The organism is Actinomycetota bacterium (assembly GCA_030650795.1).
Taxonomy (GTDB): Bacteria; Actinomycetota; Actinomycetes; order S36-B12; family S36-B12; genus UBA11398.
In genome coordinates this window covers 77,845-91,804 of the sequence record JAUSDJ010000006.1, presented here as the reverse complement: position 1 = coordinate 91,804, position 13,960 = coordinate 77,845, and the positions used below count along the sequence as shown (strand labels likewise).

Annotated in this window: 11 protein-coding genes; 7 read left to right on the top strand and 4 right to left on the bottom strand. The window is 58.8% G+C overall.

Annotated features, from left to right (window positions below; genetic code table 11):
* Nucleotide 1: 1 nt before the first annotated feature.
* Both Q7L55_02785 and Q7L55_02780 read right to left on the bottom strand, forming a co-directional pair.
* The gene (locus Q7L55_02785; GenBank protein MDO8731486.1) at nucleotides 2-1,258 is read right to left on the bottom strand and encodes a beta-galactosidase; all 1,257 of its coding nucleotides are present in this window, start codon (nucleotides 1,256-1,258) and stop codon (nucleotides 2-4) included.
* Nucleotides 1,259-1,303: 45 nt separating this feature from the next.
* Nucleotides 1,304-2,752, bottom strand: a complete 1,449-nt coding sequence (locus Q7L55_02780; GenBank protein ID MDO8731485.1) for a PP2C family protein-serine/threonine phosphatase — start codon at nucleotides 2,750-2,752, stop codon at nucleotides 1,304-1,306.
* 143 nt (nucleotides 2,753-2,895) lie between these two features.
* Here Q7L55_02780 and Q7L55_02775 point away from each other — a divergent pair, with 143 nt between their 5' ends.
* The 5 genes from Q7L55_02775 to Q7L55_02755 are packed head-to-tail and all read left to right on the top strand — an operon-like array spanning nucleotide 2,896 to nucleotide 9,679.
* Complete coding sequence (locus Q7L55_02775) at nucleotides 2,896-4,299, top strand: cytochrome ubiquinol oxidase subunit I (GenBank protein MDO8731484.1); 1,404 nt, start codon at nucleotides 2,896-2,898, stop codon at nucleotides 4,297-4,299.
* A gap of 21 nt (nucleotides 4,300-4,320) precedes the next feature.
* The gene (gene cydB, locus Q7L55_02770) at nucleotides 4,321-5,355 is read left to right on the top strand and encodes a cytochrome d ubiquinol oxidase subunit II (GenBank protein MDO8731483.1); all 1,035 of its coding nucleotides are present in this window, start codon (nucleotides 4,321-4,323) and stop codon (nucleotides 5,353-5,355) included.
* Nucleotides 5,356-5,388: 33 nt separating this feature from the next.
* Entirely contained in the window at nucleotides 5,389-7,059 is a 1,671-nt protein-coding gene (gene cydD, locus Q7L55_02765; protein MDO8731482.1) for a thiol reductant ABC exporter subunit CydD, read from the top strand.
* Nucleotides 7,060-7,061: 2 nt separating this feature from the next.
* On the top strand, nucleotides 7,062-8,819 hold the full coding sequence (gene cydC / locus Q7L55_02760) for a thiol reductant ABC exporter subunit CydC (protein MDO8731481.1): 1,758 nt from the start codon (nucleotides 7,062-7,064) through the stop codon (nucleotides 8,817-8,819).
* Between the two features lie 47 nt (nucleotides 8,820-8,866).
* Nucleotides 8,867-9,679: a nitrilase-related carbon-nitrogen hydrolase gene (locus tag Q7L55_02755; protein ID MDO8731480.1), complete on the top strand. Its 813-nt coding sequence runs from the start codon at nucleotides 8,867-8,869 to the stop codon at nucleotides 9,677-9,679.
* Here Q7L55_02755 and Q7L55_02750 read toward each other — a convergent pair.
* Entirely contained in the window at nucleotides 9,669-10,418 is a 750-nt protein-coding gene (locus Q7L55_02750) for a L,D-transpeptidase family protein (GenBank protein ID MDO8731479.1), read from the bottom strand. The two genes, Q7L55_02755 and Q7L55_02750, sit on opposite strands and share 11 nt — an antisense overlap.
* Nucleotides 10,415-12,424, bottom strand: a complete 2,010-nt coding sequence (locus Q7L55_02745; protein MDO8731478.1) for a cytochrome c oxidase assembly protein — start codon at nucleotides 12,422-12,424, stop codon at nucleotides 10,415-10,417. Before Q7L55_02745 ends, Q7L55_02750 begins: the two co-directional genes overlap by 4 nt.
* Nucleotides 12,425-12,553: 129 nt before the next feature.
* Here Q7L55_02745 and Q7L55_02740 point away from each other — a divergent pair, with 129 nt between their 5' ends.
* Together Q7L55_02740 and Q7L55_02735 are read left to right on the top strand one after the other, a co-directional pair.
* Entirely contained in the window at nucleotides 12,554-13,066 is a 513-nt protein-coding gene (locus Q7L55_02740) for a DUF6069 family protein (GenBank protein MDO8731477.1), read from the top strand.
* On the top strand, nucleotides 13,066-13,959 hold the full coding sequence (locus tag Q7L55_02735) for a decaprenyl-phosphate phosphoribosyltransferase (GenBank protein MDO8731476.1): 894 nt from the start codon (nucleotides 13,066-13,068) through the stop codon (nucleotides 13,957-13,959). The genes Q7L55_02740 and Q7L55_02735 overlap by 1 nt, the downstream gene beginning before the upstream one ends.
* Nucleotide 13,960 lies beyond the last annotated feature (1 nt).

Genomic DNA, 13,960 nt, shown 5'->3' with positions numbered 1-13,960 from the left:
GTCAGCCAGCGTTCAAGCGCACCGGTGCTGCAGCCTTGATGGTCTTGCCCTTGATCGGGTTGCAGCCGACGAGCAGGTTGCACATCTGGGTGGCTCCCTTGGGCACCTTGAAGGTCATCGGCTTCTCGGTTGTGCTGTAGACGATCTGGAAGGCCTCGCCGTCCTTGACAAGGTTGCAGGTTGTGCCCTTGGCCTTGGTTACGCAACCATTGAATCGAGCGCCAACGATCCAGTCTTCAAGTGTTGCAAGGCCTTTGGCTCCAGGGGTGTCAGTGAACATCTGGATGCCCCAGAGGTCGTTGTATGGCTCCCAGCGGTACCAGTAGACCCGCTCGATGTTCAATGCAAGTGCATCGAGGTAGGTGCGGGCCACCCATGATGCGGCTTTGGTGCCATCGATGTCGACATCAGGATTCTTGGGTCCTGGACCCTTGAGTCCGAAGTTGTTCTCGGTGTCCCACATGGGCTTGATCGGAGCCTGGGCCTTTATCAACACTTTCTGCCAAGTCTCTGCGAGCTTGGCTCGATCCAGCGGAGTGCCCAGGCTGGCCGGATAGGTGTGAGCAGCCCAGACATCAATAGGCCATCCCTTGGCACCTAGCGCGGCAAGGAAGGCCGGATAGAACTTCATGAAGGCACCGCTCAACCGGGTGCCAGTACTCGGTGCGACAACTATTGCAGCCGGATCGATGGCCTTGATGATGTCGTAAGCCCGCTTGGTGAGATCGGCCATCTCCTCAGGAGAACCGGTGGAGAAGGTGCTGAGATTGGCCTCATTCCAAGGCTGGTATGAGGTGATCTTGCCTTTGTAGCGGGTGACGACTGCCGTGACCCAGGCATTCCACCAGTCGAAATTTCTTGGCATTCCGGCGGCACCTGGCACTGGCAGAGCATCGGGCGAAGGATCATCGCTTGCCCAAGCGGGGGTTCCGGCCAGCACCATCAGGATGTCGGTGACACCGTTCTTCTGCGCGGTCGCTACTGCGGTATCCAAGGCTGTCCAGTCGAAAACCCCTTGGGACTTCTCGATATTGGCCCAACTCGTCTGGTTGTCCCAGAGGCGCAGTGATCCGATCGAGATCGTTGGCCAGAGCCCGTTCTCGGCATTTTGCACCTGCATGCCGAAGAGAGTTGCGGGCACGATCTGCCCAATGGTCCCAGCAGTGCGCTTGGCCGCTGGCGCTGCAGATGCTTGAGAGATGAACGCACCCGCGATCAAAGCGGCAGTGAGCAGGGCCAAGGGTCGGTTCAGGCGCATGATGGCCATAGTTGCATCTGAACCTGTGAAGTTTGTGTCAGAAGGCTATGGATTCGCGGTGGCAATCATCACTGTGACGTCGTCAGTCCATTCGTAGGACAGCTCACGTGCCTGGCCAAGGAGCAGTTCCAGACATTCCCGCGGTTTGGCCCCTGATCTGGTCCACGAGTGTTGCGTGATTTGCATGAAATTCGATTCGGGTGCGGCCTCAAGCAGCCCATCTGTTGCCAAGAGGAGAGCGGACTTCTCATCGAGTGCTAACTGACCCAGACGCCAGGTTCCTCCAAGCGCGCTGATGATCGGGCCGGTCGTGGCAAGTTCGCTGGCTTGTGTAGCCGACACCACCGCAGCGAGAGGGTGGCCAGCAGAGCAGTACGTCAATGCACTTCCTCGCATCTCACCGATGAACAGAGTGAGGAACATCCCGGATGCGAACTGCCGCCGGGCCAACTGTGCGCAGATCACTTCTGGCGAGTCACCGGCCATCAGCGCTGCAGTGACGAGAGTCCGGCTCTCCAATGCAAGCATGCCGGCTGCGACACCGTGCCCACTAACGTCAGCAATGGCGAACAAACGCGCACCAGTCGGGCGTTCCCCGGCCCACCACCAATCGCCAGCGATCAAGCCTTCGACAGGGCGATGAAAGCCAAGGATTCCGCGAACTGGACTGTCGTGCCTGTCGAGTTCTGCTCGTACGGCCAAGGTGAGTGGAGAGCTCTGAGTCAGCGCTTGAGTCGCCTCATCGCTGACGTCTTGCTCGTGGATCAACGAACGACGCATGGATTCGGCATCATGAGCTACGGCGGCAATCTCGCTTGGGCCGGTCGGTCGAATCACATGGGCAATGTGAAGGGCACTTCGCTCAAGATCCTCGCGAAGTCGTATTAGGGGAGAGAGCACTCTGAATCGCAGTCCGAACATCAGCAATGCAAGGAGACAAATGAGCAGCAGAGTTTCGATGATTGCTGTCATTCGCAGAACTGCGTTGGTGTGGCTGAGTGATCGACGAACTTCAGACGCTCCCGAATTGAGCAATGCAAGGTGGGCGTCGGTGGCGCGAGTGAGGACGCGTTCGGAACTCAGACTTCTAGCCTGCATGCCCCGAGTTGAGGCAGACGTGATCGCGTCGGCTCCAGTGGCGACCCAAGCGGCTGCTGCCACGTGTGATGCAAGCGCGAGCAACATCAGTTCCGGATCTCCCTGCGGCCTTCGAGCATTGACCACGGTGGTCTGAAGGCGAGCGACGGAATGCTCGGCAATTTCGCGGCTGCGAACATTCGGGGTGGCAATGAATGCTGCGATCGAGTTCTCTGCCGACTTCTCAGCTTCCAGTAGATCTCGATTCATCGTTCGAGCAGGCAGCCAGAAATCCTGAAGTTCTGCGCGCGCCTCGCGGGCATTGAGCTCGTCATCGATGACAAAGAATCCGCAAACTGCGACAAGGCTCATGCTTGCAACGACAGCGCCGCGTGACCACGTCGTCAGACTCAGCATGGCGACTCCCCCGAATGCACAACTCTGTTGCCGACGTTACGTGGCAAATTGCAAGAATTCAGGACTTTGGTCCCCCTCGCTTTGGTCAGTTGCGCTGTGAGGGGCTACTACTGTTGCGCGCAGTCGAAGCTTCGAGAGGTGCCATGAACCTTGATCTGTCGCGTTGGCAATTCGCGTTGACGTCTATTTACCACTTCGTCATCGTTCCCATCACTTTGGGATCAGTCTGGTTCGTCGTCGGCTTTCAAACGGCATGGGTGCGTACCGGCAATCAGAAATATCTGCGACTGACGAAATTCTTCGGCAAACTCTTCTTGATCAACTTCGCCATGGGTGTGGTGACCGGACTCGTACAGGAATTCCAGTTCGGAATGAACTGGTCTGACTACTCAAGGTTCGTAGGTGATGTCTTCGGCGCGCCCTTGGCGATGGAAGGACTGCTCGCCTTCTTCCTGGAGTCCACCTTTCTCGGACTGTGGATCTTCGGCTGGGATCGCCTTCCCAAGCGGGTGCACCTGGCAACGATCTGGGCGGCAGCGCTGGGCACGTTGATGTCTGCGTACTTCATCTTGGCGGCCAATGCCTGGATGCAGCACCCCGTTGGATACGAGATCAGTGCGACCACGGGCCGAGCGGTCATGAATGACATCGGCGCGGTGCTCTTCCAGAACGCCTCACTTGCGGCGTTTGCGCACACGCTGACGGCTGCCTTTGTTGTTGGTGGGGCATTTGTCGCCTCTATCGCAGCTTGGCATCTGGCCAAGGGTCGCGATGTCGATGTATTCAGGCCCGCGGTGAAAGCTGGTGCGTGGGTGATTTTGATCGCGGCAGTTGGGGTGGCCTTCTCGGGCTCTGAGTTCGCAAAGGTCATGGTTGACGATCAGCCAATGAAGATCGCTGCGGCCGAGGGCTTGTATGAGACCACGGCAAATGCGCCCTTCTCACTTCTGACCATCGGTGATCTGTCAGGCGACACCGCCAAGCCATTCATCGAGATTCCGGGCATGCTCTCGTACTTGGCAACTGGATCCGTCGATGGCACGGTTCAAGGCATCAACAACCTGCAAGCCGAATATGTGCAGGAGTACGGCCCTGGCGACTATGTGCCCTATGTGCCGATGACGTACTGGTCTTTCCGCGCGATGATCGGCTTCGGGATGATCGCAATGTTCTACGCATTGTGGGCCCTGTGGCGATTCCGAGGCGGACGCACGCCCAAGAGCCGGGCTTTTGCAGTCTCGACGGCATTGATCACCTTGCTTCCGCTCGCGGGAATCTCAGCAGGTTGGATCTTCACGGAAGTCGGACGACAGCCTTGGATTGTGTTCGGTTTGCAGAAGACTGCCGACGGAGTCTCGCCGCTCACGAGTTCGCCTGAAATCCTGATCTCATTCATTGGTTTCATCGCTTTGTATGCAGGACTCGCGTACCTGGAGGTGCGATTGATGCTGAAGGCGATCAAGGCCGGTCCGCCTAGTGAGGTCATCGAAGACCCGTATGGGGATTCGCGGCAGGATTCCGACAAACAACTGTACTTCGCGTACTGATGACGGCATTGGGGAACTGACATGGATCTCGTCACAGTCTGGTTCGTGATTATTGCCTTCTTCTGGATTGGCTATTTCATTCTGGATGGCTTCGATCTTGGCGTTGGCATGCTGCTTCCGGTGATCGGCAAGAACGAGGTCGACCGTCGAGTCATGATCAATGCCATCGGTCCGGTCTGGGATGGCAACGAAGTGTGGCTGATCGTCGCAGGTGCGGCCACATTTGCAGCGTTTCCACTTTGGTACGCCACGATGTTCAGTGGCTTCTATCTGCTGTTCTTCGCCGCAGTTCTTGCACTTATCTTTCGAGGCCTAGCCTTTGAATATCGCGGCAAGCACGACACCGTTGCATGGCGAAGGGGTTGGGATTCAGCAATCGTTTTCGGATCGGCAGTGCCAGCCTTTGGACTTGGGGTCATCTTCGGCAATGTGATCGGTGGGTCAATGATCGACTCGATCACGGGCAATGCATCCGATGCCGACTCAATCAACTACGTCGGCAATTTCTTCGGGCTCCTGAACCCATTTTCGCTGGTGCTTGGCGCAATGACACTGACGGTCTTCGCCACGCACGGCGCGCTGTTCCTGGCCTTGAAGACTTCTGGCTCTGTTCATGAAACTGCGCGCAAAACGGCCATGCTTGTCGGCCTGGTGGCTGCGGTCTTCGCGGTCGCCGCCTTGCTTTGGGCTCAGGCATTCAGTGGTCGAGTGGCCGTCACGCTTCCGCTCGTACTGATTGCCGCAGTTCTGTGGCTCGGAGGACTCGGCATGAATCTCCGGAATCGCAATGGCTGGGCCTTCGTGCTGAGTGCGGGCACGATCCTGTTTGCCGTGGCTGCGCTCTTCTTGGGCTTGTACCCGAACGTAATGGTGAGCTCGATTGACTCGGCCTTCAATCTGACCGTTACCAATGCCTCGAGCCAGTCGTACACCCTCACGGTGATGACCATCGTGGCTGTGGTGATGGCGCCAGTAGTGCTGCTCTACCAGGGCTGGACCTACTGGATCTTCCGCAAACGACTGACCAGCGACATGATCCCCATTTCTGCCCACTGATGACCAAAATCGAGCATCGGTCACAATGACCAAGTGAGACCAGTCGATGTGCGCTTGCTTCGGTATGCGCGCAGTTCGCGAGCTTTTCTGGTACTGGCAATTCTTGTCGGGACTGCCATCGCAGTTGTCGTCATTGTTCAGGCGCGATTGCTGTCGGGCGTGATTGTCGATCTCACGTCCGGTGCAGCGAGTTGGGCTGACGCCACTCCCGCAGTAGTTGGGCTCGCACTGGTATTCGCTTTGCGGTCAATGCTGAATTGGTTCGCCGAGACCACGGCCTTTCGCTCTGCGGCTCAGGCCAAGCGCGAATTGCGCGCTTCGGCGGAAGCCGCGGTGCTGCGTGGCGGTGAGCACGGACCAGCAGGTACTCGACCTGGTGAGATGGCAGCATTGCTGTCGCGGGGCATCGACGGACTGGATGCCTACTACGCGAAGTACCTTCCGCAACTCGTGCTTGCTGTGATTGTGCCGCTCACGATTCTGGGAGTGGTCCTGGGTTCAGACCTCTTGAGCTCAGTGATCCTGGCCGTCACTATTCCGCTGATCCCGCTCTTCTTGGCCTTGATCGGGATGTATACGCAGTCACGTGTGGATCGTCAGTGGCGAGTTCTTGGTCGGCTCTCAGGGCACTTCCTTGATCTGGTCTCCGGGCTGCCAACACTCAAGGCCTTCGGTCGCGCCAAAGCTCAGGAGCGGGCGATCAGGGCTATTGGTGAGGAGTACAGATCCTCGACGATGGCTGTCTTGCGCGTCTCCTTTCTATCGTCTTTGGTACTGGAGCTCCTCGCCACAATTTCAGTTGCACTCGTGGCTGTTTCGGTGGGGCTGCGCCTGGCTGAGGGACAGATTGAATACCGCACAGCGTTGTTCGTGCTGTTACTTGCCCCCGAGGCCTATCTGCCGCTGCGGATGGTCGGTCAGCAGTACCACTCGGCTGCAGAAGGGATGGGGGCGGCCGAACAGATCTTCAAAGTGATCGAGTCGATGCCGATCGATATGGATGCACAGTCAGGCATCAGTGGCGAGATACGCGAACTCGGCGTCAGCGAGGTGACTGTCAGCTTCGGTGACCACGAGGCTTTGGCTGCTATCAGTTTCACAGCGCGCGCAGGTGAGATCACTGCCTTGGCCGGGCCGTCTGGGGCTGGCAAATCGACCATGCTGGCAGCAATCATGGGGTTGATTGAGCCGACTACAGGTCACGTGTGGCTGCGCGCGGACGACTTGATTGAGCAATCCTCAGTGTCGCGTGAAGTGTGGCTGCAGCAGATCGGCTGGGTTGCACAGCAACCGCGACTGGTTTCAACGTCGCTGGCTGCACAAATCTCAATTCGCGAGGCCGTGACATTTGGCGCCCCCTCGGCATCTGATGTTGCTGTGTGGTCTTCACTCGCTGAAGCCGGTGTTGCCGATGAATTCTCGATAGATGGCGCAGGACTTGATCGACTCATCAGCGTTGACGGCAGCGGACTTTCGCTTGGTCAGGCGCAGAGAGTCGCATTGGCTAGAGCGATAATTCGTGAGCCGCAAATTCTCATCCTGGATGAGCCCACTGCTGCCCTGGATGCCCACAGTGAGAGTGCTGTGCTGCAGGCCTTGCAAGCAGCTGCGAGCAAGGGTGCAATCGTGCTTGTTGTTGCGCATCGAGCGGCGATGCTGGGTGTTGCCGATCAGATTGTCTATGTTCCGGGGCCGATGCAATGACGATGGCCGCTGAACGCAAACTGTGGCAGGCGATGCGTGCGCAACGCTGGGAGCTTGCGGGCGCCACGCTGCTCGGACTCGTTGCTTCAGCATGTGCGGTTGCACTGCTTGGCACGGCGGCCTGGCTCATAGCGACTGCGGCAGGTGCTCCACCAATATTGACACTTGCTATTGCCGCCGTGATGGTGCGCGCATTTGCTCTCGGCCGAGCAATCTTTCGCTATGCCGAACGAGTGACCGGACATGATGCGGCGTTCCGAGGGCTCGTTGGACTTCGCGTAGCTGTCTATGGACAGTTGGAACGCTTGGCACCTGGTGGCATCGCACACTTCGGTCGCGGCGATCTGCTCGCCAGAATCGTTGCCGACGTTGATACGGCCGTGGATCTGCCGCTGCGTGTTGTACTTCCATGGGTGCAAGGCGCACTGGTCGTGCTTGGCGCTGTTGTCTTTGTCTGGTGGCTGCTGCCTGCGGCGGGATTGCTCTTGCTGGTCGTTGGTCTTGCCGGGGTGATCGCCGTGCCTTGGCTCATTGCGCGATTCACGGCGAAAGCTGAAGCAAGACTCGCGCCGTTGCGTGGCGAACTCTCGTCCTCACTCGTCACAGCCTTTGCAGCTGCGTCGGACATTGAGGCCTTTGGCGCTGGTGACCGGGTGACCCAACGCCTGGCAGCCATTGATGAGCAGCTGACTCGACTTGGACGCCGTGAGGCTTTTGGGCTCGGTCTTGCTGGAGCGCTCATGACCGCAATGCAAGGGGTAGCAGTCGTCGGCAGTGTGTGTCTCGTTGGGCCGGCGATAATCGAGGGTCGGCTGGCTCCGGTGTGGTTGGCGGTGGCAGCGTTGTTGCCGCTGGCCGTCTTCGATGTTCTCGGAGTGATTCCGGGTGCTGCGATCGCCGAACAAGGGGTACGGGCCGCCGCTGTTCGCCTCGATGCGCTCACGCAATTGGCATCGCCGGTGGCCCAGCCCCTGACTCCAGTCATGCTGTCGCCTGGTTTCACAGGACTCTCTTTACGAGAAGCCGATGTGCGTCTGGCGACGGGCGGCAACTTGGTCTTGCAGAACATCAGCTTTTCGATTGCCCCATTCGAGCATGTCTACCTCGTTGGGCCCAGCGGTGCAGGAAAGTCGACTCTTGTCTCAGTGCTCATGGGATTTACCGCATACGGCGGCAGCATCACTGTCAACGATGTTGAACTCAATTCCATTGAGCCGGATGCACTGCGCATGCACATTGGACTTCTTGAGCAGCGATCGCACATCTTCGGCACGACTATTGAAGAAAACGTCTCTCTTGGGAGGCAGAGCGCTGACGAAGGACGCGTGAGCATCGCACTTGCGGATGCGCGGCTGGAGCACATGCTGGCTCGACTTCCCGAAGGCATCAAGACCGCTGTGGGCAGTTTCGGCTCGTCCATTTCGGGTGGCGAGGCGCAGCGCATCGCGGTCGCGCGATTGCTCATAGAGCCGCGCTCGCTGGTTCTGCTCGATGAGCCGACTTCGCATCTGGATGCCGAGAATGCCCTGGCGCTGGAAGAAGTGTTGCGCGAGCAATTTGCCTCGCAGACCACGATCACCATCACTCATCATCTGCTCGCGATTCCTGCGCAGGCTCGAGTATTCGTACTGGAAGATGGGCAGATCTCTGAGTCAGGCACCTGCGAGCAACTGCTTGCTGCTCAGGGTTGGTTCGCCGCGCAATTCGGAGCGCAACTTGAGATAGAGGAAATTTCAGTTCGGTCGCTTCCTCATAGGTGATCTGCGAATGAGATCAGTAGCCGGGGTTTGCATCCTAGGCTTTGAATATGTCGGTGTCGGTGGCCTTGCTACAACTTGAGGTGTCCAGTTCGGAGTCGCCTGAGTCTCGTTCTGCACGCGTCCTGAACATGATTCCGCAGGCGGCTGCGAGCGCCCAGTTCTTGGTGCTGCCAGAGTTGTGGCACGTAGGTGCCCACGACCTCGAGGCGGCCCGGACCCATGCGCAGTCCATCGACGGGCCGCTGGCTCGGCAACTGAGTGCGGCAGCACGCGCCCAGGGAATCTGGCTGCATGCCGGTTCGATCGTCGAACGCGATGCAGCGGGCAATCTCTTCAACACCAGCCTGCTCTTTGCGCCCAACGGCGATCTGGCTGCGAGCTATCGCAAGATGCATCTCTTTGGTTTCGATACCGGCGAGAGCGCCCTGATGTCGGCAGGCAATGAACTCGTGCAGACCGAAACTACGCTTGGCCGTACCGGCTTGACCACCTGTTATGACCTGCGCTTTCCGGAACTCTTTCGGGCCTTATGCGTACAAGGTGTCGAAGCCGTGGTCGTCACCTCGGGTTGGCCGAGTGCACGTATCGAGCAGTGGTCGGTCCTCCTGCGCGCGCGAGCCATTGAAAATCAATGCTGGGTCATTGCGTGCAATGAAACGGGACTGCAGAACTCGTCTGATGGTCCTGTGCAACTCGGTGGGTGCTCCGCGGTCATCAATCCACTGGGCGAGGTGGTAGCCCAAGGTGGAGTTGAAGAGTGCTTGGTGTTTGCGTCAGTGGATATGGCGAGTGTTCATGAACTGCGCGAGTCATTTCCAGTGCTGCGCGACATCAAGCTGGCAAACAACTTCAAGGGTTGAGCTTGGTCTTCAGCCCGATCACTACAACTGGATGTGCGGCCGGGTCCAGCCACTGCACGATTCGACGCATATCGGCTCTGGGCATGCTGACGCAGCCGACTGTTGGCTCGCCCTTGGAGACATGAAGGAAGATGCCGCCGCCGCGCTTGGTATTGCTTGGTTGGTCGGTCCTGCGTACTCCACTGCTCGAGCGAGTGATCTGACCGGTGGACTCGTTGAAACTCGTCGTGACGACGTAGTCGTATTGCGGCCCCAGTTGCCAGAGGTGCTCGACGTAACTGCCATAGGAGCGCCAACTGCGTTTGACATCTTGAAAGAGGTTGTACGTCGAGGGGACCTTGGGGTTGTAAGTCCAGGCGTCATTGCGATCAACCTGCGTGTAGGGGAGCTTCGAGCCGGGGTTGGTGAGTCGGCCGAATGCGGTGGTGAGCGCGAATGTGCCCATAGGAGTGGTGCCGGTGGATTGCCGGCGTTGATCTGCAGGAACGAGTCCGTGCCGACCAAGGAACGCGGAAGTCGATCGACCAATCTGTTTCCAGCCGCTGGCTGTGCGTTCGTAGGTCGCAAGGCGCGCAGTTGTCGATTTCAGACTGTCCGCTGCAACGAGCACGACCTGATTGCTTGCGCCGTTCACGGGCAGGACCAGGGTTTCAGCAGTGGCAGGCGAAGTTGTTGCGGAAGAACCGAGCATGGCGAGCATGCAGCACATCGCCGCATTGATGAGCGACCGGACGCTCATCGTTGGCGTTGATCGCGCTCTGCGAGACGGGTGAACTGCTCGTTGTATGCATTCAGTTCTGAGTTTCCGTCGCGATCGGCTTGGCGATCATTTCTCTTGGCTTCGCGATCATCGCTGCGAGCCCATTGAAATGAGATGACGATCATGACGATGAGCGTAGGTATCTCGGAAAGTGCCCAGGCGACCTGTGCGCCGTTCAGCGAATCCTGCAGCAAGTCAGGAATCCAAGGTGGTCGCACAACTCCGTACCACTCCGCAGCAAGAGGCATGGAACTCATCATCAAGATGACGGCAAAGAATCCATGTACCGAAAGCGCAAGCAGGAGCAGCAGGAGGCGGCCCCAGTAGGCCAGCGGCCGAGGACGGGGATCAATGCCGATGACCACCCAATAGAACAGGTAGCCCGAGAGCAGGAAATGCACCTGCATCACGATGTGCCCGACATGGCTGCCCATCAGCCAACCGAATAATGGAGTCAGGTAGAGGCCATAGAGGCCAAGAACGTAGACAAAGAACACATAGAAAGGATTGGTCAGAATCCGGGTGATCCAACTGTGCAGGAACCAGACGAGCCACTCTCGTGGTCCGCGCTCATGTCCGTGTGATGGCCGAAGCGCACGTAGCGCCAGAGTGGCGGGCGCGCCGAGCACCAGCAGAATCGGCGCGAGCATCGTCAACGTCATGTGCTGCAACATGTGCAGCCCGACTGACACCTGCGCGTACTCAGAGATTCCAGCGTTGGTACACCAGATCGCGACGAGCAGTCCGAGCATCCACGAAATGGTTCTTCCCAATGGCCAGTGATCTCCGCGCGAGCGCATGCGTACAACAGCTGAGATGTACATCGCGGCGGCAAGCAGCGAGCCCGTGAAGAACAGCGGATCCAGATGGAAGCCGAGCGCCACGGAGTCGATCGTCGGCTCCGGTGGGTAGGCGAAACCGAGCAGGCTTTCGCCAAGCGAGGCGAACTGAGTCTCGATGCGCGGTGGCGCCGACGAGGCCAGTGCAACGCCCAGCGCGATAGCCACGCCCATGGTGAGCAGTTCGAGTCCGGCGACTCGTGCGAACACTGAAATGCGCGAAGTCGTCAAGGAGCTGATGATGCGTTCGCGCACTACCCAGGCGATCACGCCCAAGGCGGCCACGATGAAGAGTTTGAAGATGATGATTTGGCCGTAGCCCGTGGAGAAGAGTTGATTGATGGTGTCCAGCCGGGTGTAGGCATTTCCCACTCCGCTGACGGCGACGAGTACGAACGCAATCAAAGCAATACTGGAGAACTTCTGGACTGCTCGCTGGATGGGCATGTCGCGGCGCATTGCATGAAGCGCAAGTGCGAAGAGACCCCCGACCCAGAGGTAGGCCCCGAGAATGTGTGCGGCTCCACTGGTGAGGGCGAGAGCGTGATCGCCGAGGCCTGATCCGTGGCCACTCAGCACGGGAAGCGCAGCGGCCAACAGCGAGGCGACGAGCCAGCCCATGGCAGCGCCAGTGGATGAGCTCAGGAAGCAGCCAACGGCCACCACGAGCGCGAGCGCAGACACTGCAATCAGAGCGCGGGTGGTTGGTACTTCGTTTGCGTAGGTGGCGATGACCTGTGGGTTGAGAGTCTCAATGAGAGATAGGCCAAGAATATTGGCCAACGTGAAGACCATCTGGACGAGTGCGAGCACGGCCCAGACACAAGCTGAGATGCCTGCCCGCACGAGGTCGAGGCGACCGGCGTGCGAGACCACGCCCTTCTTTCCGGCCGGATCCAGCACGCTTGCCGCAAGGAGCCAGCCGATCGTGGACAGCGCGGCAAGGTCGGTAAGGAGTCGCAGAAGGGGAGCGCCCCAAACCACGACTGGTCCTGGGTCAGGCAAACCAAGAGCGGGGGCTTGGTATGAGCCTCCGGCGATGACCAGGCCAACGGCCAGCACGCTGACCAGGGCGACCAGGAACGCCAGCCCAAGAAGGCCCAACGGGACTCGAGTGGCCGGAACGGCAGAGGTACTCACTGCCATCCTTTCCTCCATTCGCGCACATCGTGACCTTACGCTGCAGTCTCCTTCGTCCCACCGTCCGGATGTGCTTGCGCGAAGATGAACGCTTGCCATTGCGAAGAGAGTCGATGGATTCGGCACAATAAGCACATGAACCGGCCATGGCTGCACTCTGTGACGCCAATCGCGCCGCCGCGGTCATCCAATCCGCGGCTGGGAGCGCTCCTCTATGCGGCTTTCGTCACCGGGGTCTGGGCTGGTTTTCTTTCGCTCGCGATCTACTGGCTCGGACGCCTGCTGGGAGTGTCCTTCACCGTGGTGATTCGACAAGGTGAACCTGCGGTTCAACTGACGTGGTTCATGCCGCTGCTCGTACCGCTGTTCGCTGCCCTGCTTGCTGGTTTTGCCATTGTTCTTGTGCTTGGTCGCCGCCATGCTCGCGCGATCGTTCTCTGGGTCGGTGCCCTCATAGCGCTGGCGACAGTTGCGCTTCCGGTGATGCAGCCAAGTTCGGTCAACTGGTCGACTCGAATCTGGCTGCTGGTCATGCATGTTGTGGCATGGTTCTTGATCGTTCCTCAGCTCGCGCGGATTGCTGGTGACTCTGAACCGTCCGCCAGCGAGGTCCGCGATCTGCAATTGGAGTCACTATCGCGACCGTGATGGCTAGTCGCCCGGTCCCGCTCGCAGCGGTCGTTGCACTGCGACCGCGCCAGTGGCTCAAGAACGTTCTTGTCTTTGCCGCCCCACTTGCCGCTGGCAAGGTGCTTGAGGCTGATGTCTTCTGGCCAACGGTCGGCGCGTTCATCTCCTTCTGTTTGGCGTCCAGCGCCACCTATCTGATCAACGATCTGCGTGACGTCAAAGCCGATCAAATCCATCCCACCAAGCGCTGCCGGCCTATTGCTGCCGGCGAGTTGTCGCCAGCCCTGGCCCTCGTCATGGCTATTGCACTGCTCATTCTTGGCTTCGGTATTGCCTGGCTCATTCGCCCCGAACTTGCGGCTGTTATCGGGGCCTATCTCGTCTTCACCGTGTCGTACTCCCTTGGCCTCAAGCACGAGCCGGTAATCGAACTGGCTGTGCTGTCGATGGGATTCCTCCTTCGTGCGATCGCGGGTGGAGTCGCCTCTGATCTGCCCATTTCTCAGTGGTTCCTCATCGTCGCTGGTTTCGGATCACTCTTCATGGCAACAGGCAAGCGTTATTGCGAGCTCTCAGATTTGCAAACTGCGCCCGATCCTGATGCCCGAGTACAGCGCAAGAGCCTTGCTGGCTACTCCCTGAGCTACTTGCGATTTGTATGGAGTCTCGCCGCTGCCGTGACTATCACCGCCTATTGCCTTTGGGCCTTTGAAGTTGGAGCAGAGCCTTCGACTGTTCCCTGGGCCCAGTGGAGTGTGTTGCCCTTCGTGCTCGGGATCCTGCGATATGCCGTTGACATTGATCAAGGCAAAGCAGAGGCGCCTGAGGCTGCGGTGCTGAAGGACCAAGTCCTCTTGCTTACAGGTCTGGTCTGGGTCGTGCTGTTCGGACTCGGTGCGATGGGAATTTGAG

Coding starts and splice junctions, on each gene's coding strand:
- Q7L55_02755 (MDO8731480.1), top strand. CDS start 8,867: ATGTCGGTGTCGGTGGCCTTGCTACAACTTGAGGTGTCCAGTTCGGAG.
- Q7L55_02735 (MDO8731476.1), top strand. CDS start 13,066: ATGGCTAGTCGCCCGGTCCCGCTCGCAGCGGTCGTTGCACTGCGACCG.
- Q7L55_02785 (MDO8731486.1), bottom strand. CDS start 1,258: ATGCGCCTGAACCGACCCTTGGCCCTGCTCACTGCCGCTTTGATCGCG.
- Q7L55_02740 (MDO8731477.1), top strand. CDS start 12,554: ATGAACCGGCCATGGCTGCACTCTGTGACGCCAATCGCGCCGCCGCGG.
- cydB (MDO8731483.1), top strand. CDS start 4,321: ATGGATCTCGTCACAGTCTGGTTCGTGATTATTGCCTTCTTCTGGATT.
- Q7L55_02750 (MDO8731479.1), bottom strand. CDS start 10,418: ATGAGCGTCCGGTCGCTCATCAATGCGGCGATGTGCTGCATGCTCGCC.
- cydC (MDO8731481.1), top strand. CDS start 7,062: ATGGCCGCTGAACGCAAACTGTGGCAGGCGATGCGTGCGCAACGCTGG.
- Q7L55_02745 (MDO8731478.1), bottom strand. CDS start 12,424: ATGGCAGTGAGTACCTCTGCCGTTCCGGCCACTCGAGTCCCGTTGGGC.
- Q7L55_02780 (MDO8731485.1), bottom strand. CDS start 2,752: ATGCTGAGTCTGACGACGTGGTCACGCGGCGCTGTCGTTGCAAGCATG.
- Q7L55_02775 (MDO8731484.1), top strand. CDS start 2,896: ATGAACCTTGATCTGTCGCGTTGGCAATTCGCGTTGACGTCTATTTAC.